The sequence below is a fragment of the Palleronia abyssalis genome (assembly GCF_900302445.1).
Taxonomy (GTDB): domain Bacteria; phylum Pseudomonadota; class Alphaproteobacteria; order Rhodobacterales; family Rhodobacteraceae; genus Palleronia; species Palleronia abyssalis.
The window spans coordinates 448259-467260 of sequence record NZ_ONZF01000003.1 but is presented as its reverse complement, the minus strand read 5'-3'; the positions used below and the strand labels follow the sequence as shown (position 1 = coordinate 467260).

14 protein-coding genes are annotated in these 19002 nt (G+C 66.6%); 13 read left to right on the top strand and 1 reads right to left on the bottom strand.

Annotated features, from left to right (window positions below):
• Positions 1-38: 38 nt before the first annotated feature.
• Positions 39-1523 (bottom strand): fused MFS/spermidine synthase, encoded by a 1485-nt coding sequence (locus PAA8504_RS09550; RefSeq protein WP_108893942.1) that lies wholly within the window; start codon positions 1521-1523, stop codon positions 39-41.
• Between the two features lie 196 nt (positions 1524-1719).
• Between PAA8504_RS09550 and PAA8504_RS09545 the strand changes: the two genes are divergently transcribed.
• The 13 genes from PAA8504_RS09545 to cysG all read left to right on the top strand — a co-directional run bounded on the left by PAA8504_RS09545 (position 1720) and on the right by cysG (position 18920).
• Positions 1720-2028 carry a hypothetical protein gene (locus PAA8504_RS09545; RefSeq protein ID WP_146190475.1) on the top strand — a complete coding sequence of 103 codons (309 nt, stop codon included), beginning with the start codon at positions 1720-1722 and terminating at the stop codon, positions 2026-2028.
• A gap of 9 nt (positions 2029-2037) precedes the next feature.
• Positions 2038-3420 carry a methyl-accepting chemotaxis protein gene (locus PAA8504_RS22440; protein WP_108893940.1) on the top strand — a complete coding sequence of 461 codons (1383 nt, stop codon included), beginning with the start codon at positions 2038-2040 and terminating at the stop codon, positions 3418-3420.
• Positions 3421-4015: 595 nt separating this feature from the next.
• The gene (locus tag PAA8504_RS09535; RefSeq protein ID WP_108893939.1) at positions 4016-4600 is read left to right on the top strand and encodes an ANTAR domain-containing response regulator; all 585 of its coding nucleotides are present in this window, start codon (positions 4016-4018) and stop codon (positions 4598-4600) included.
• Entirely contained in the window at positions 4597-5769 is a 1173-nt protein-coding gene (locus tag PAA8504_RS09530) for an ABC transporter substrate-binding protein (RefSeq protein ID WP_108893938.1), read from the top strand. Before PAA8504_RS09535 ends, PAA8504_RS09530 begins: the two co-directional genes overlap by 4 nt.
• A gap of 263 nt (positions 5770-6032) precedes the next feature.
• Positions 6033-7400 (top strand): CmpA/NrtA family ABC transporter substrate-binding protein, encoded by a 1368-nt coding sequence (locus PAA8504_RS09525; RefSeq protein ID WP_108894087.1) that lies wholly within the window; start codon positions 6033-6035, stop codon positions 7398-7400.
• 76 nt (positions 7401-7476) lie between these two features.
• Positions 7477-8559 carry an ABC transporter permease gene (locus tag PAA8504_RS09520; protein WP_108893937.1) on the top strand — a complete coding sequence of 361 codons (1083 nt, stop codon included), beginning with the start codon at positions 7477-7479 and terminating at the stop codon, positions 8557-8559.
• A gap of 5 nt (positions 8560-8564) precedes the next feature.
• Positions 8565-10235 (top strand): ABC transporter ATP-binding protein, encoded by a 1671-nt coding sequence (locus PAA8504_RS09515; protein ID WP_108893936.1) that lies wholly within the window; start codon positions 8565-8567, stop codon positions 10233-10235.
• Positions 10236-10240: 5 nt separating this feature from the next.
• Entirely contained in the window at positions 10241-11173 is a 933-nt protein-coding gene (locus PAA8504_RS09510) for a GAF domain-containing protein (RefSeq protein ID WP_108893935.1), read from the top strand.
• Positions 11174-11180: 7 nt separating this feature from the next.
• Positions 11181-13613, top strand: a complete 2433-nt coding sequence (nirB, locus tag PAA8504_RS09505) for a nitrite reductase large subunit NirB (protein WP_181375748.1) — start codon at positions 11181-11183, stop codon at positions 13611-13613.
• On the top strand, positions 13610-13942 hold the full coding sequence (nirD, locus tag PAA8504_RS09500; protein WP_108893933.1) for a nitrite reductase small subunit NirD: 333 nt from the start codon (positions 13610-13612) through the stop codon (positions 13940-13942). The genes nirB and nirD overlap by 4 nt, the downstream gene beginning before the upstream one ends.
• The gene (locus PAA8504_RS09495; protein ID WP_108893932.1) at positions 13939-16539 is read left to right on the top strand and encodes a nitrate reductase; all 2601 of its coding nucleotides are present in this window, start codon (positions 13939-13941) and stop codon (positions 16537-16539) included. Before nirD ends, PAA8504_RS09495 begins: the two co-directional genes overlap by 4 nt.
• A complete protein-coding gene (locus PAA8504_RS09490) occupies positions 16536-17507 on the top strand; it encodes a glycosyl transferase family protein (RefSeq protein ID WP_108893931.1) in 972 nt (323 codons plus the stop codon). The genes PAA8504_RS09495 and PAA8504_RS09490 overlap by 4 nt, the downstream gene beginning before the upstream one ends.
• A gap of 12 nt (positions 17508-17519) precedes the next feature.
• The gene (gene cysG, locus PAA8504_RS09485; protein WP_108893930.1) at positions 17520-18920 is read left to right on the top strand and encodes a siroheme synthase CysG; all 1401 of its coding nucleotides are present in this window, start codon (positions 17520-17522) and stop codon (positions 18918-18920) included.
• Positions 18921-19002: the final 82 nt, after the last annotated feature.

Here is a 19002-nt window from a genome sequence, read left to right as displayed (position 1 = left end):
GACCGCTCGGCGTGCGATAAGCCGGTGTCCGGGGGCTGCTACCGATGGCCCACCCAACCCCTGTCGTCCGTGAAGGCCCGGCCGGGCGAGATTTCGGTTCGCGCGTATCCTTCGGGCAAGGTGTCCAGCGCAGCCAACGGCGCGCCGGAGGCCGCAAGGACCAGGTTCGCCCGGCCGAACGCATTGGTATCGCCCTGAACGGCCTCCACATGGGGATAGAGGTCGGCGAGGATTGCATGAACCCCACGCGCAAGCGGACCGTCAGGCGTGTCGATCAGGTTCACATACACGGGGCCGTCGACGATCTGGCGAAGCCGCGTGAAGGTCTCGCGCGTGACCAGATGGGCCGGAACGGAACTCGAGGAGAATGCGTCCATTACCGCGGCGTCGAAGCGGCGGTCCGTCTCGTTCAGAAAGACGCGTCCATCCGCATGAACGATGCCCAGGCGTGCCGTTTCGCTTTCGCCGGCGTTTTCGGCATCATAGCCGGTACGCTCGATCATATCGCCCGCGCGCGGCATGTGCCGGCGTACCACCTTTGTCACGAGCGGGTCGATTTCGACGGTGATCGCCTCGGCCCCCGGGCGGGAGGCAAGAAGGCGGGTGGGCAGCGTGTATCCGCCCCCGCCGACGAACAGAACCGACGGGTCAGCGCCCAGATCGTGGTCCATCCGGGTCCAAATCCATTGCGTATAGGAGAGGGCAAGCTCGGATCGCTCTTCGTCCGCATCTTCCAGCACGGCAGGTTCGGCCGCTTGCAGCGTTCGGTCGGAGAATAGCCGGATATCGCCCCCCCGGGGGGCAACATGAATGCAGGACAGTCCGGATTCATATTGGCACAGCGGACCGCCGGCCACGCCGGCCAATACGACGAAGGCCGCCGCCGCGACCACCACGCCGCCAGGTGGCCCGGGCGTGCGCACCGTCTCGCCAGTTTCGCGGCCAGTCGTATCGCAGCGAACGAACGCCAGGCAAAGGAGGGCGGCCCCGCCGCAGACCGCGAAGGTCGCTGCCGAGCCGAGCAAGGGCAGGGCCACGAACCCCGCCAGAACCGCGCCGAGGATGGCCCCCAGGGACCCGGCCGCCAGCACCACACCCAGGGACGAGCCCTCGCGGCCCGGACGGGCCTCGATCGCCCGTTTTGCAAGATATGGCGAGGGCAGTGTGACGAAGACCGAAGCGGGGAAGAAGGCCAGCACGACGCTGAGCAGCATTCCCCCGGTGCCCCGTGCGCCCCAGGCGTGAACCAGTCCCAATGCCGTGGGCGACAAGGCCATCAGAACAGCCGTGGCGACCAACGCACCGCGCACCGTGCCGACCGCGTCCTGGCGTTCCTGCTCAGCCACGAACCCACCCCATGCACTGCCCAGTGAGAAGCCTGCCAACACTGTCGCGATGACCGATGTCCAGGTCAGCAGTGACGTCCCGAAGAATGGGGCAAGCACCCGTCCGGCGGCAATCTCGTATGTCAGTCCAAGGGCGGACAGAACGAGTATCAGGCCGATCGTGATCCAGAACTGCATTCTCGGTTCCTCGGCTGACGTTACGGCGGAGAATTTGGCCATCTTCGATAGGGCTTTTGTCCCAAGCCGGCGTCCGAAGGAAGCATCGCTCGCGCAAACGTGGTCGTCCGGGCCAAATCGGTCCTCGTCGCGCGAATGCTTGGATCCCGTTAGGGCGGCATTAATCCGTATGTGGTCCAGTTGACCCATGAGAAGGATGTCAAAGTGGGTCCGATACTTGCCGCTTGTCGGCGTTTTGACGATCGGCATTGGTACACCGCTTGGGATTCTGATCGGGCAGAACGCCCCGGTGCCTGGCGCGCCCGTTCTTGTGCTGGCCGCGCCCTGGACCAGTGCGGATCGTGTTGCGGCTTCTGCATCCGCATATGTGATCCTGCCGGGCCGTGTTCCATTCGTTGGTCTGGTTTATTCGCAAGTGCCTGATTTTCAGGAATACCTAAGGCAATCCGGTGCGTGGCTTGTCCTCGACGGACGTTTGTCGCGCGCTTTCTGTGTCACGATCTAGGAAATTGTAATGACAAAACCTGTTGCATCGGAAATCGCATCGATGCCCCTGAAGCTTCGCGCGATGCTCGCCTTCTGCTGGCTGCACGTCCCGCTCGTCTTGACGATCGCATTGCTCAGGGACGGGAACTGGGTCCTTCCCGTGGCCGCGTCCCTTGCCCTCTCGGGGCTAGCGACGTTGGACCTCTACCTTTCGCAAGTCCGCGGGCGGGTTACGCTTGCATGCGCGCTGATCGCGCAACCTGCGATCCTTGTGGGTGTGATGGCGGGACATGCGTGGCAGGTCGACATGCACATGTATTTCTTTGCCATGCTGGCGATCTTGTCATTGCTGTTCGACGCCCGGGCGCTGCTTGCGGCGGCCGCGATCGTTGCAGTCCATCACCTGGGCCTGAATTTTGCGCTGCCCGAACTGATCTATCCCGGGGGAACGAACCTTGAGCGTACGATCGTCCACGCCGTCGTTCTGATCGTCGAGACGGCCGGGCTTTGTGCGATGGTCATCGGGCATCATCGACAAGCAGAGGACATCCGTATCGCACAGAAGCGGGCGTTGGAGACGTCCGAAGCAGCTCGGGTCGAACAGGCCGAAGCAAACGACAAGATCTCAAGAATGCTCAACGCAGCCAAGAGCGGCATCGGCGCGATCGAGGAGAACAGCGCGCAGCTCAGCACGGTCGCGAACGAGATGGCCGAGGGTGCGCGGCGTCAGTCCGGGTCTGTCCAGGCGGCATCCTCTTCGATCGAGGAAATCAGCGCCTCGATCCGCAGCACGGCCGAGGATGTGTCCGCGACCGAACGCAGTTCGGCCAAGGCACTGAAAAGCGCGCGCCTTGCCGAAAGCACGGTGGCCAGTGCTGTGACCGCGATGCAGGACATCGCCCGGAAGATCGTAGTGATCCAGGATATCGCCCGTCAGACCGATCTGTTGGCGCTGAACGCCGCAGTCGAAGCCGCGCGGGCGGGCTCGCATGGCCGCGGGTTCGCTGTCGTAGCGGCCGAGGTCCGTAAACTGGCCGAGCGCGCGCGGGACGCTTCGGCCGAGATCTCGGCACTTTCCGGAAACACGATGGAAGTCTCGACCGAAGCGGGTGCGATGCTGGCCGAGCTTTTGCCGGAAATCGACCGCACCGCGGACGCCAACCGGAATATATCGGCCGCGATGCGCGAACAGACCATCGGGTCCGAGCAAATTCGAACGGCCATTGCCGAGCTTCAACGCGTGATCGAGCAGAACGATGGCCTCGCCTCGCAGGCAGCAGAAGCGGCGAACGATCTTGCCCGGCAATCCGAGGAACTGAACGCTCTCGTCGCTACCGAGAACTCGGTCGAAACGACCCCGGCTCCATCGGCCGAGAAGAGGACGCCCGTACCTTTGCGCGACGCTGCGTAAGCCATGGATGCGTCTGACGCCAAGGGCGTATCGATCCCTTTCGTGTGCTCCTGTGCGGTAACGGAAATTCCGTGACACCGCGACCGCACGGGGCACCAACTGGAAACTGCGGCGTTCCGGCAAATACCGGAACCCGGCCGGGGTGCTTACCATGATCACCCACGGGACGTAATGGGGGAGCAGGCAACGTCCGAAAAACGAATTCCTGCAATATAACGGGAAAGCCCGAGTCCGGCAGTCAAGCACGCACATGATCGTAGGGGCTTTGTTGAAGGTCCGGGCGGGGGCCACTGGCAGCTGTAGCTGAACAGCAGCGAGGGACCGCCTGATCAAAGGCATCGCGCCGGTTGATGACCCCTGTGGGGGACCGTTTGCTCCGGCGCGGGACCTGCGCGGATCAACGGATTGAGGACGACCACAGGATCGTCGTGAGCGAACCCCGCCGGCCCGACCTAAACGTGCCTTTCGCCATAAGCGTGGCGTTTGGGCGATGCAGGGGTGCCAAGGCTAAAATCTACGCAAATACAATGACCGAACCGTACCCGGACCAGAACACCTTGAGGTCGCTTGCGCGCCACTGCTGTTCAATAAGGCCATGCTCGATCCGCTTACCATTGTCGTCGTCGAACCTGATCCCGAGCGGGCGCGCCTTATCGTCGATGCTTTGACGGACGCCACGGATTACCGGGTTCACGTCATCGCAGAGCGGGCAGCGCTCGCGCGTCAGATCGTGCAGCGCAAACCTGACCTGGTGTTGATCGACGTGGCTGATCCGTCCCGGGACGTGATCGAGGAACTCACGCTGGCCAGCGGACCGCTCGACCGGCCCGTCGCGCTTTTCGTGGACCGCAGCGATGAAGGCCTGTCCACGGCCGCCATCGAGGCGGGCCTGTCGGCGTATGTCGTGGATGGCCTGACGCCCGCGCGGGTCAAGCCGGTGCTGGACGCGGCCATCGCGCGCTTTCGCCTGATGCAGCGAATGCGCGCGGAACTGGCCGAGACGAAACGCGCGCTGGAAGAGCGCAAGGTGATCGACCGCGCAAAGGGGCTTTTGATGCGCGCGCGCGGCATTCCCGAAGACGAGGCCTATGCTCTGCTTCGGCGGACCGCGATGGATCAGGGGCGTCGGGTTGCCGACGTGGCCGAGGCGCTGGTCACGGCGGCGGGGCTTCTGGGGTGAGGGCCGCGACGCTGGAGATCGGGTTCGTACCCCTCGTCGATGCCGCGCCGTTGGTCGTCGCGCACGAAATGGGGTTCGCCGCCGAGGAAGGGATCGCGCTGGAGTTCCGCCGCGCGCCGTCGTGGTCCTCGGCCCGGGACGCGTTGTCCTTCGGGCAGGTCGCCGCGGCGCATATGCTCGCCCCGGTTCCCGTGGCCATGGCGTTGGGCCTGGGCGGGGGTGGCGCCGCGATCGACGCGGTCTCGGTGCTGTCGGTGAACGGCACGGTGGTCGGGGTCAGCACCGCTCTTGCAGACCGGATGCGCGATGCGGGCCATGAGTTCGACTTCACGGACGCCCATGCCGCGGGCCGCGCACTGATCGCCGCTGCGCCCGAACCCCTGCGCATCGGGGTGCCGTTTCCGTTTTCGATGCATGCGGAACTGGTCTTCTACTGGTTGTCCGCGTTAGGCCGACCCAGTCCGCAAAGCCTGTCCATCCGCACCGTCCCACCCCCGCTGATGGCTGATGCGATCCGCGCCGGAGAGATCGACGCGTTCTGCGTGGGCGAGCCCTGGGGATCGAAGGCGGTCGAGGGCGGCGTGGGGGAGCTTCTGTTGCCGGGTTGCGCGATCTGGGCCTCGGCGCCGGAAAAGGTGCTCGCGATGCGCCGCGACTGGGCGGAGGCCGAGCCGGACTTGTCCGGCCGCCTGATCCGCGCGGTCTGGCGGGCGGGGCGCTGGCTCGATACCGCGGACGGTCGGTCCCTGGCGGCCGAGCTTCTTTCGCGCCGGGCGTATCTGGACATCGCCCCAGACCTGATCGAGCGGGCGCTGACCGGTCGCCTGATCCGTGCCCCGTCGGGCCAAAGCCAAACCGCCCCACGTTTCGTTGCTTTCCACGAGGGCGGGGCGAACTTCCCCTGGCGCAGCCAGGCGGCTTGGATCGGGGGTCAACTTGCCGCGCGCACGGGGCTGGACCGACGTCGTGCGGTCGGTGCCGCCTCGTCCGTGTTCCGCAGCGACCTCTACCGGGCGGCGCTGAAGCAGACGGCCGCGGACCTTCCCGCCGCCTCCTCCCGCGTTGAGGGAGCGCTGGGGGTCGATTCTTCCGTCGCTGGGGTTCGAGGGCAGACGACATTGTGGCGCAATGCCTTTTTTGACGGTGGCACGTTCGATCCGGCGTTATGACAATGCCTTGTTCTTGAGCAGGGGGCGAAAACGATGCCGCATTGCGGCGCATTCGCCATGTAGCACGACGAATTCTGTTTCAGACCCCGGCGGCGGGGTGCATGAACGAAGTGCGACAGGCAACGGGGCCGGTCGCGACCGAACACCCGAACGACCGGGATGATGAGCAAAGCCGCTCGACCCCTTGCCAGACAGGCGAGGTGCGTCAGCGGCTTTTTGCGTGTTTGGCCGGCCCCTATGCCGGCCCGAATTGGGACGACGACATGAAACAATTCCTGCTCGGCCTAGCCGCCACCACATGCCTTACCAGCCCCGCCCTCGCGCAGATGCTGGAGCTGGAGAAGGACCAGCTGACCCTCGGTTTCATCAAGCTGACCGACATGGCCCCGCTCGCCGTCGCGTACGAGCAGGGGTATTTTCTGGACGAGGGGCTGTTCGTCACGCTCGAGGCGCAGGCCAACTGGAAGGTGCTGCTGGACGGGGTCATCGACGGCACGCTGGACGGTGCGCACATGCTGGCCGGTCAGCCGCTGGCCGCGACCATCGGCTACGGCACCGAGGCGCATATCGTCACGCCCTTCTCCATGGACCTGAACGGCAACGGCATCACGGTGTCGAACGAGGTCTGGGACATGATGAAACCCAATATCCCGGAAAACGCCGACGGACTGCCGCAGCATCCGATCAGCGCAGAGGCGCTGGTGCCCGTGGTCAAGCAGTTCAACCAGAATGGCGAGGCGTTCAAGATGGGCATGGTGTTCCCCGTCTCGACCCACAATTACGAACTGCGCTACTGGCTGGCCGCGGGTGGTCTGAATCCCGGCTTTTACGGCGACGGCGACGCGACGGGCCAGATCGGCGCGGACGTGTTGCTGTCCGTCACGCCCCCGCCGCAGATGCCTGCGACGCTCGAGGCCGGGACGATCCACGGCTATTGCGTAGGTGAACCCTGGAACCAGCAGGCGGTGTTCAAGGGCATCGGGGTCCCGGTCATCACCGATTACGAGATTTGGAAGAACAACCCCGAAAAGGTCTTCGGCATCACTGCCGAGTTCGCCGAGGAAAACCCGAACACCACGCTGGCGCTGACCAAGGCGCTGATCCGCGCCGCCATCTGGCTGGACGAGAACGATAATGCCAACCGCGAGGAAGCGGTCGCGATCCTTGCCCGGCCCGAATATGTCGGCGCGGACGAAGAGGTCATTGCCAATTCGATGACCGGCACCTTCGAGTACGAGAAGGGCGACGTCCGCGAAGTCCCCGATTTCAACGTCTTCTTCCGCTACAACGCGACCTATCCCTTCTACTCCGACGCGGTGTGGTACCTCACGCAGATGCGCCGCTGGGGACAGATCGCCGAGGCCAAGGACGACCAGTGGTATTTCGACACTGCCGAGTCCGTCTATCGCCCCGACATCTACCTCGAAGCCGCGCGGATGCTGGTGGACGAGGGGATGGCGCCCGAGGACGGCTTCCCGTGGGACACCGACGGCTACAAGGAACCGACCCCGGCCGAGGATATCATCGACGGCCTGGCCTATGACGGGCGCAACCCGACCGGCTACCTCGAAAGCCTGAGCATTGGCCTGAAAGACGGACAGACCGTCACCGGGTCCGGCGTCGAGGGCTGACCGCCCCACGATCCCGGGGAGGTGCGCGGTCGCCGCGGACCTCCCCCCAGATGTCATCGACAAACCGGAGATCCCCATGACCGCCGTCGATCCCAACGCCATGGAAGCCCAGCACCGCGAGGCGCGCCGCGCCCGGTGGTTCACCCGCATCAACAAGGCCGATGCCTGGTTCAACGTCTTCGGGCTTTCGTTCCTGACCCCCTTGCTGCGGGCCGCCGCGGGCGACAATCCCAAAGGCCAGCTGTCCGAGATCTGGCGCCTTCTGGGCGTGCCGCTTCTGGCGATCATGGGATTCCTAGCGCTGTGGGCGATACTGGCGCCGCAGGTTCAGACGTCACTGGGGGCCGTGCCGGGGCCTGCGCAAGTGTGGCAGGAAGCGCAGGGCCTGCATGCCGATGCCGTGCGCACCGGCGAACAGCGCGCCCGGTTCGAGGAGATGGTCGCCTTGCGCAACGAGCGACTTGTGGAGGCCGGCAGGGGCGACGAGGTCAGCGCCGTGGCCTATACCGGCGCACCGTCCTTCTACCAACAGATCCGGACCTCTATCGGGACGGTGTTCTTCGGGTTCCTGATCGCCACCGCCGTCGCCGTCCCACTGGGGATCGCAGCCGGTCTGTCGCCCACCGCCAACGCCGCGCTGAACCCGATCATCCAGATCTTCAAGCCGGTCAGTCCGCTGGCCTGGCTGCCCATCGTCACCATGATCGTTTCGGCCGTTTACGCCACGAATGACGGGCTGTTCGCCAAGTCGTTCCTGGTCTCGGCCATCACGGTCACGCTCTGCTCGCTCTGGCCGACGCTGATCAACACCGCGCTTGGGGTCGCGTCGATCGACAAGGATTTGGTGAACGTCTCGAAGGTGCTGAAGATGAACACCTACACCAAGATCACCAAGCTGGTGCTGCCTTCGGCCCTGCCGCTGATCTTCACCGGTCTGCGCCTGTCGCTGGGAGTCGGCTGGATGGTCCTGATCGCCGCCGAGATGCTGGCCCAGAACCCCGGCCTGGGCAAGTTCGTCTGGGACGAGTTCCAGAACGGCAGTTCGTCCTCGCTCGCGCGGATCATGGTGGCTGTGTTCACCATCGGCATCATCGGCTTCCTTCTGGACCGCCTGATGTTCGCGATCCAGGCGGCCTTCACCTTCACGAACCAGCGGTGAGCGGTATGGGTATCCTGACATTCCAAGGCGTCCACAAAAGCTATGGCGAAACGCCGGTGCTCAAGGGCATCGATTTGACCGTGGCCGAGGGCGAGTTCCTAGTCCTGCTTGGGTTTTCGGGCACCGGCAAGACGACCCTCATCAACCTCATGGCGGGGTTGGAGGCGCCTACCAGGGGCCACGTCACCTACAAGGACAAGCCCGTCACCGGACCGGGGCCGGAACGGGGCGTGATCTTTCAAAGCTATTCGCTAATGCCGTGGCTGACCGTCACCGGCAACGTGCGCCTGGCGGTGGACACGGTCTTTCCGAGCCTTCCCACGAAGGAGAAGGAGTCCAAGGTCGCCCATTACGTGAAGATGGTGGGCCTTGGGCATGCTGCCGGACGCCGCCCCGCCGAATTGTCGGGCGGGATGCGCCAACGGGTGAACGTGGCCCGCGCGCTTGCCATGAACCCCGACCTTCTGCTTCTGGACGAGCCGCTGTCTGCGCTCGACGCGCTGACCCGCGCCAATCTGGCCGACGAGATCGAGGCGATCTGGCAGCACGAAAAGCAGACCTGTGTGCTGATCACCAACGATGTGGACGAGGCCATAGTTCTGGCCGACCGGATCATCGCCCTGACCCCCGAGGGGACGCTGGGGCGCGAGTTCACCGTCGGAATCCCCCGCCCGCGCGAGCGGGGGGCGATGAACCACCACGAGGGCTTCAAGCGCCTGCGCGCTGACATCACCGGCTATCTGATGGATGTCGGGATCAAGACCGAGGCGGGGGGCAAGAAGGCCCTGCCGAACGTGACCCCGATCCACGGCCTTCCCAAGGTCCAGAAGGACGCCCGCGACGGCCTGATAGACGAGCGGTTCGTAGATTTCTCGCAGTTGCACAAGGTGTATCCCACGCCCAAGGGTCCGCTGACGGTGGTCGAGGATTTCGACCTGAAGATGAACCGGGGCGAGTTCATTTCGCTGATCGGCCATTCGGGATGCGGCAAGTCCACCGTCCTGACCATGGCTGCCGGCCTGAACGAGATTTCCAAGGGTGCGATCAAGCTGGACGGGCGGCACGTGACGGGCGCCGACCCCGAGCGTGCAGTCGTGTTCCAGTCACCTTCGCTGTTTCCGTGGCTGACCGCGAAGGAGAACGTCGCCATTGGCGTCGACAAGGTCTATCCGCGCGCCAGCCGCGCCGAACGGCAGGACGTCGTGGAATACTACCTCGAACGGGTGGGCCTCGGCGACGCGATGGACAGGCCCGCGACCGATCTGTCCAACGGCATGAAGCAGCGAGTGGGCATCGCCCGGGCCTTCGCCCTGTCGCCCAAGCTGCTGCTTCTGGACGAACCGTTCGGCATGCTCGACAGCCTCACCCGGTGGGAGTTGCAAGAGGTGCTGATGGAGGTCTGGGACCGCACGAAGGTCACCGCGATCTGCGTCACGCACGATGTGGACGAGGCGATCCTGCTGGCCGACCGCGTGGTGATGATGACCAACGGCCCGCAGGCGACCATCGGCAAGATCGTCGACGTGGACTTGCCGCGCCCGCGCAGCCGCAAGGCGCTGCTGGAGCATCCTGACTACTATCTATACCGCGAGCAGGTGCTGAATTTCCTCGAGGAATACGAGCACGGCGCGCGCCCCAAATCGCAACCGGCCAAATCGGCCATCGCAGCGGAATGAGCGCCATGGACACCGTTCTGGAAACGACCCGCACCTTCGTCGAGGTGGCCGAGGTCTGGATCCCCGAAGGCGGCCGGCTGGTGCTGTCGGGTGGCGTTTACGGGCCCCACTCGGCCTTCGCCGACGCCTCGCGCCAGGAAAGTTTTGCCAAGGGTGAAGGTCTTCCCGGCAAGGCGTGGGCCGAGGCGCGCCCGGTCGTGCTGAAAGGCTTCGACGGATCCTATTTCAAGCGCGCCGAGGCCGCACGCGCGGTCGGTCTGACCAGTGCCGTCGCGGTGCCGGTCTTTGCCGGGCAGTCCCTGAAGGCTGTGCTTGTGGTGCTTTGCGCCGACGACGCCGTGCGCACCGGCGCGATCGAGGTCTGGGCCGAAGCCGACGGAGTGCTGAGCTTGGATGACGGGTATTACGGGGCCGCGACGCATTTCGAATGGGTCAGCCAGCACACCCGGTTCCCGCGCGGGCAAGGGCTTCCGGGCGGGGTCTGGGCGGCGCAGACGCCGATCCTGATGCGTGATCTGGGGTCCGGATACCGCTTTGTCCGCGCCGAAAGCGCGGGCCAGGCGGGATTGACCACAGGCCTCGGCCTGCCCGTGCCGGTCCCGGGGGGGCAGACCTATGTTCTGACGTTGCTGTCGGCCCGGGGAACCCCCATCGCACGGCGTTTCGAAATCTGGGACGCCCGCGCCGCACGAACAGGACCGCGCGGAACAGCCCGCCTGATCGACGGCATCTGCGAACGCGAGGGGCCGCTCTGGGACCCCGAGAATGCCGGGAACGAGCGCATCGCCCATGCCTGGGAAGGCCCGGTGGGCCGGGTGCTGGCCACCGGTCTGCCGGTCACCGAAACGGGGGCCGCGGCGGGCGACTACGCGATGATGGTTGGCCTGCCGATCCACCGGGGCGGCGAGCTTGCCCATGTTGTAGCCTGGTATTGCTGAGGAGCGGATGATGGAAAGACTTGTGGTCATTGGCGCGGGCATGGCCTCGGGCCGCCTGCTGGAGCATCTGTTCGAGGCCGCCCCCGAAAAGTTCGAGGTCACGTTGTTCAACGCCGAACCGCGCGGCAACTACAACCGCATCATGCTATCGCCGGTCCTGTCAGGAGAGAAGAGCTATGCCGAGATCGTCACCCATGACGACGATTGGTACGCGGCACACGGCGTGACTTGCCGGTTTGGCGAGCGGATCCGGCGGATCGACCGTGACCGCCGCGTGGTGGTCGGCACGACCGGCGAGGTGCCGTATGACCGGCTGGTGATCGCCACCGGCTCGGACCCCTTCATCGTGCCGTGCCCCGGGCATGACCTCGACGGAGTGATCGCCTATCGCGACCTCGACGACACCAACCGGATGATCGACCAGCCGCAAGGCGCTCGCGCCGTGGTGATCGGCGGCGGTCTGCTGGGGCTGGAAGCCGCCGCGGGCCTGCGCCTGCGCGGTATGGAGGTGACGGTCCTTCACCTCGCCGGACACCTGATGGAGCGTCAGCTGGATCCTGCGGCGGGATATCTTCTGCGCGCCGATCTGGAGCGGCGGGGGATCACCGTGATGACCCAGGCATCCACCAAGTGCATCCGGGGGGACGGCAAGGTCGAGACGGTCGAGCTTGAGGACGGCACGGTTCTGCCGGCCGATCTGGTCGTCATGGCTGTCGGCATCCGACCGGCCGTCGCGCTGGCCAGGGACGCCGGGCTGACGGTCGGCCGTGCCATCGAGGTCGACGCGCAGATGCAGACCTCGGACCCGGACGTCTTTGCGCTGGGCGAATGCGTGGAATTTACGGGGCAGCTCTTCGGCCTTGTCGCCCCCCTCTATGACCAGGCCAAGGTGCTGGCTGCGACGCTTCTGGGGCAGGAGGCCGCGTTCGCCCCGAAGCAGCTGTCCACCAAGCTCAAGGTGACAGGTTGCGACCTATTCAGCGCCGGCGATTTCGCCGAAGGCCCGGGGCGCGAGGACATCGTCTTCCGCGACCCCGCCCGCGGCATCTACAAGAGGCTGGTGGTCGAGGATGACCGGCTGGTCGGCGCGGTGATGTATGGCGACACGGCCGACGGCAACTGGTTCTTTGGTCTGATCAAGGACGGCACCGATGTCTCCGAGATGCGTGAGACGCTGATCTTCGGACCCGCGTACCAAGGGGGGGCTGCGGCGGACCCTATGGCCGCCGTTGCAGCCTTGCCGGCTGACGCAGAGATCTGCGGCTGCAACGGCGTCTGCAAGGGTCAGATCGTCAGCGCCATCGAAGGGGGGGCGACCGACCTCGGCGCAGTGCGCGCGCAGACCAAGGCCAGCGCGTCCTGCGGGACCTGCACGGGGCTTGTCGAACAGGTCCTGGCCGCCACGCTGGGCGAGGCCTTCGCGATGCCCGCCGCACAGCCCGTCTGCGGCTGCACCGACCTGTCCCACGAGGACGTGCGCCGCCTGATCAAGGCGCAGGAACTGAAATCGCAACCCGCGGTCTGGCAGGAACTGGGATGGCGCACCCCGAACGGCTGCCACGTTTGCCGCCCGGCGGTGAACTTCTACCTGTTGGCCGACTGGCCGCTGGAATATCTGGACGACCCGCAAAGCCGCTTCGTGAATGAACGCAAGCACGCCAACATCCAGAAGGACGGCACGTTCAGCGTCGTGCCGCGGATGTGGGGCGGGATCACCTCGGCCGCCGAACTGCGCGCCATCGCCGACGCGGCCGAGAAATACGACGTGCCCACGGTCAAGGTCACCGGCGGCCAGCGCATCGACCTTCTGGGCGTGAAGGGCGAGGATCTGCCCGCCATGTGGGCCGATCTGAACGCGGCCGGCCTGGTTTCGGGGCATGCCTATTCCAAGGGACTGCGTACGGTGAAGACTTGCGTGGGCACCGATCACTGCCGGTTCGGAACGCAGGATTCGACGGGCCTGGGCATCCGTCTGGAAAGGCGGCTGTGGGGGTCGTGGACGCCGCACAAGGTGAAGCTCGCCGTTTCGGGCTGCCCCCGCAACTGCGCCGAGGCGACCTGCAAGGATGTGGGCATCGTATGCGTGGATTCAGGCTTCGAGATCGGAGTCGGCGGTGCCGCGGGCATGGACGTGAAGGAGGTCGAGCGCCTGGTCAAGGTCGCGACCGAGGACGAGGCTGTGGAATGGACCGTCGCCTTCGTTCAGCTTTACCGCGAACACGCCAAGTATCTGGACCGGCCCTACAAGTGGCTGTCGAAGGTGGGGCTTGACTGGGTCAAGGAAACCCTCTCGGACGCTGCCACCCGCACGGCACTGGTCGAGCGGTTCGACCTTTCCCAGACGATCTACCAGACCGACCCCTGGGCGGAACTGGCGGTGCGCGAGAAGGCGCGCGCCTTCGCCCCCATCGCAGACCTGACACTGGAGGCCGCCGAATGAGCTGGATCGACATCGGTGCGCTGGACGACATCCCCCTGCGCGGTGCGCGCGTGGTCAAGACGCCGGCGGGCTGCGTGGCGCTGTTCCGCACCGCCGGGGCCGAGGTCTTCGCCACCTCGAACACCTGCGCCCACAAGGGTGGTCCGTTGGCCGAAGGGATCGTCCACGACCGTAAGGTGACCTGTCCGCTGCACAACTGGGTGTGGTCGCTCGAAACCGGCGAGGCGCAAGGCGCGGACGAGGGGCGCATCGCCACCTATCCCGTCCGCGTTGAGGGGGGACGGATCCTCATCGATGCCGAGGCGGTCGGCAAGCGGAGCGCGGCGTGAGCGAGGTCCGCTCTACCTGTCCCTATTGCGGGGTGGGCTGCGGCGTGATCCTGACGCCGGACGGAGAGGGGTTGAGCGTGCGCGGCGATCCCGACCATCCGGCCAATCGCGGGCGGCTGTGCTCGAAGGGATCGGCGCTGGCCGAGACGGTCGGAGCCGAGGGGCGCCTCCTTGCCCCCCGGATCGGCGGGCACGAGACCGACTGGGACACGGCGCTGGACCGCGTCGCGGACCGTTTCGCCGCGACCATCGCCGAACACGGTCCCGACAGCGTCGCCTTCTATGCCTCCGGCCAGATGCTGACCGAGGATTACTACGTCGCCAACAAGTTCATGAAGGGCTTCGTCGGCACCGCCAATATCGATACCAACTCGCGGCTGTGCATGGCGTCTACCGTGGCGGGGCACAAGCGCGCCTTCGGCACCGACACTGTGCCCGGCACCTACGAGGACCTGGACCAGGCCGATCTGGTGGTGCTGGTCGGGTCGAACCTGGCATGGTGCCACCCCGTCCTGCACCAGCGCGTCTTGGCCGCAAAGGCCGCGCGGGGTACGAAGATCATTGTCGTCGATCCGCGGCGCACCGCCACCTGCGACGGGGCCGACCTGCACCTGCCATTGCACATCGGGTCCGACGTGGCGTTGTTCAACGCGCTGCTTCGCGAGATCGCGGAGACCGGCGCGTTCGACCCGGGTTATGTTGACCGTGTTGACGGCTTGGAAGCGGCGCTCGCCGCCGCCCGCACGGACAGCTTGGAACCGACAGGCCTTGCCCCTGATTTGGTGGACCGGTTCTTCCGGTTATGGATCGGGACGGACAAGGTCGTCACCGTGTTCAGCCAGGGTGTGAACCAGTCCAGTAGCGGCACCGACAAGGTGAACGCGATCCTCAACTGCCACCTTGCCACAGGGCGGATCGGCAAGCCCGGGCAGGGGCCGCTGTCGGTCACCGGGCAGCCAAATGCGATGGGGGGGCGCGAAGTCGGCGGCCTGTCAAACACGCTGGCGTGTCACCTGGATATCGAGGTTCCGGCCCACCGTGCCGCCGTCGCCGAGTTCTGGGACGCGCCGCGCCTAGCCAGCGCCCCGGGGCTGAAGGCAGTCGAGATGTTTCGCGCCGTGGCCTCGGGGCGGATCAAGGCGCTTTGGATCATGCATACGAACCCCGCCGCGACGCTGCCCGAGGCCGACGCCGTGCGCGCGGCCATCGCTGCCTGCGACTTCACCGTCGTGTCCGACATCACCGCCGACACGGACACGGCGCGATTGGCCGATGTGCTGTTGCCCGCCGCCGCCTGGGCCGAAAAGGACGGCACGGTCACCAATTCCGACCGGACAATCTCGCGCCAGCGCGCGGCGCTTGCCGGGCCGGGCCGGGCCCGTCCCGACTGGTGGCACGTGGCCCAGGTCGCCCGACGGATGGGCCATAAAGCGGCCTTCGACTACGACGGCCCGGCAGAGATCTTCCGCGAGCATGCCGCGCTGTCGGGCATCGCTGGCGGGTTCGGACGGGATTTCGATATCTCTGCCTTGGCAGACCTGTCGGACGGGGCCTATGCCGATCTGGCTCCGACGCGCTGGCCGGTGGCCGCGAAGCGCGGGGGGCGGTTCTTCGCGGATGGTCGGTCGTTCCACGCGGACGGTCGGATGCGCATGGTCCCCGTCACATGGCGGGCACCGGCCGCGAAACATGAACCGCGTTTTCCGTTCCGGCTGAATACGGGCCGGGTCCGCGATCACTGGCACACGATGACCCGCACAGGACGCTCGGCGCGATTGTCGGCCCACTTGGCCGAGCCCTTCGTCGAAATCCATCCCTGCGATGCCGCACGGCTTGGCATCGCGGCCGATACGCTGGTCGACCTGTCCGCGCCCACGGGCCGCGCCATCCTGCGCGCCACGGTGACGGACGCGGTCCAGCCCGGCACGCTTTTCGCGCCGATGCACTGGACCGGTGAAACAGCGCCTTCGGGCCGGATCGATGCGCTGGTGGCGGGTGCGACCGATCCGGTATCCGGCCAGCCGGAAAGCAAGGCGTCCGTCTGCGCCGCACGTCCCTTCGCCGCTGCATGGTACGGGTTCGCCGTCTCGGCCGCACCTATGGCTCCCTCTTGCGATTACTGGGCCGTGGCGCGCAGTGCCACGGGCTGGCGGGCCGAGCTGGCCGGGCGCGACGCGCCGCAAGACTGGGAGGCTGCGGCGCGTACGTTGTTCGACCTACCGGCCGCCGAAGCCCAGGTTCTCAGCGACCCCGCCCGCGGCATCGCCCGGCTGGCGTTCCGGGAAGAGGGTCGCCTTGCAGCGGCGCTTTTCGTCGGGCCGGGTCCGCTTGGCCTGATGCGGGACTATCTGGCGACGCTTCCTGAAATCGACCCGCTGACCGGCCGCGCCCCGGCCGACCGGCCCGATCCGGGGCCGATCCTGTGTTCGTGTTTCGGGGTGGGGGTGAACACGATCCTGACCGCGATCGAGACCGACGGCCTTTTATCGGTCGAGGCGGTGGGCGTCGCCCTTTCGGCAGGAACCAATTGCGGCTCGTGCCGGCCCGAGATCGCGGCCCTGCTGGCACCGGCGCAAGGACGGGAGGCCGCGGAATGAGCTTGGCGCCCTTCGTCCAGATCCTCGGTCGGGGGCAGGGCCGCGCACGGTCCATGACACGCGACGAAGCCGAGGCGGCGATGACCGCGATGCTGGCCGAAGGCGCCGCGCCCGAAGCCGTGGGCGCGATCCTGATGCTGATGCGGATGAAGGGCGAGACGGCAGACGAGATCGCGGGCTTTGCCGCAGCCGCCCACGCCGCGCTTCCCCCCTGGTCGGGCACCCGCCCCGCGCTGGACTGGCCCAGCTATGCCGCGGGGCGCACGCGAGGGCTGCCGTGGTTCCTGCTGGCCGCGCGGCTTGTCGCGGATGCGGGCGTGCCCGTGCTGCTGCATGGCTGGAATAGCCACCAGGGCACCCGGGCGTCGGTCCGTGCGGCGCTGCCGGTGCTGGGCCTGCGCCCCGCTGAATGCATGGCCGAGGCCGCATGGCACCTTGGCACCGACGGGATCGCCTACCTGCCGCTGGAAACGATGGCCCCCGGCGTGATGGCCCTGCTGCGCCTGCGCGATACGCTGGGGTTGCGGTCATGCGTGAATACGGTGTGCAGGATGCTGAACCCGGGCGGCGCGCCAGCCGCCGTCCAAGGCGTTTTCCATCCGCCCTATCGGGAGCTTCAGGCCGATGCGGGCATGCATCTGGGCTTGGATCGATTGAGCGTTCTGAAGGGCGGCGGCGGCGAGTTCGAGCATCACCCGGGAAAGGAGATTGCCCTGTTCGGCCTGCGGGAGGGGCGGCCTTGGACCGGCGCCGCGCCCCAGGTGCTGGACGCCCATCGCCGCCTTGCGGACGCGCCGTCCGATCCAGCTGCCCTTGGCGCGATCTGGCGGGGCGACCTGCGGGACGAGTTTGCCGAGGCCATCGTGCTGTCGACAGCGGCGCTTGCCCTGGATGCGGCCGGGATCGACGCGCCCGGGCGCACGGCCCAGGCGCTGTGGCAGGACCGCGCGCGAAACCTCGTGGCGTAAGAAAGGCTACCGATGCACAGTTTTCCCATGTTCATCCGCACCACCGGGCGCCGCGTCATCATCGCGGGCGGTGGCGAGCAGGCGGCGCAGAAGGCGCGGTTGGTGACCAAGACCGATGCGACGCTGGTCTTTGCCGCCCCCGAACTGGACCCCGAGCTTGCTGCGCTGGTCGCTGCCGGACGGGCCGTTCATCATGCCCAACCGATAACAGCCCGGGTGTTCGAGGGGGCCGCCATGGCTTTCGTCGCGGCGGGCTGCCCCGGCATCGACGCATGCCTGCACGCGTTGGCACAGGCCGTGCGCTGCCCGGTGAATGTGGTGGATCAGCCGGCGCTTTGCGACCTGACGACGCCTTCAATCGTGGATCGCGATCCGGTTGTGGTGGCCATCGGAACAGACGGGACCGCGCCTGTCCTGGCCCGGCAGATCAAGACGCAGGTCGAACAGATGCTCCCGCCGACCCTGGGTGGGCTTGCGGCCTTCGCGGGCCGGATGCGGGACGCCGTCGCAGGTCGGGTGCCAAAGGAAGGCCGCAGGGCGTTCTGGCGCTGGGTCTTTGCCGAAGAACCCCGCGCCGCATGGACACGCGGGGCCGAGCGGGAGGCGGCGCGAACGATCAAGAAGGCTGTGGCCGCGGGCGGGGCGCCGGACATCGGGACGGCGGGGTGTATCGCTTACGTGGGGGCCGGACCGGGCGCGCGCGATCTTTTGACCATGCGCGCCGTGCAACGCCTGCAAGAGGCGGACGTCATATTCTTCGACCGGCTGGTCGGGGAAGATGTCCTGGAACTTGCGCGCCGCGACGCCGAACGGGTCTTCGTCGGGAAGGTCGTCGGGGCTCACGCTTGGCCGCAGGACCGGATCAACGCCGCCGTGGTCGCCGAGGCGCGCAAGGGTCGCCGCGTGGTGCGGCTGAAATCCGGAGATCCGGGGATCTTCGGGCGGCTCGAAGAAGAGCTGCGCGCCGCCCGAAAGGCCGGTATCGCGTTCGAGATCGTCCCCGGCGTCACCGCTGCCTGTGCCGCTGCGGCGTCGCTGGGCCAATCCCTTACCTGCCGGGGAGAGACCGACACGCTCGTGCTGGCAACAGCCCGCCATCGCGACGACGGTGCCATCGCGGACATCGAATGCCGGGTTCAGCCTGGAACGACCCTTGCCATATACATGGGCGTCTCTGCCGCGGCGTACCTGTCCGAACGCTTGCTGGCCAAGGGCATCTTGCCGGGAACAAAGGTCGAAGTGGTCGCGGACGCCTCAAGGCATGGGGAAAAGCGCCTTTGCACCCAACTGGACGGCATGGCCGGGGACATTCAGGCGGCGGGGATCACCGGTTGCGCCGTGATCTTCGTCAGGACTGGGTATGACCGGACCATCAGTGTCGATGCACCCCATGCGGAACTCAGGCGCGCGTGATACGGATGCGGCAAGGGTCGATCAGACTGGACCTTCCGCATGAGCGCGGCCTTCCTTAAAGGCAGACCCCAGCCCAATCGCC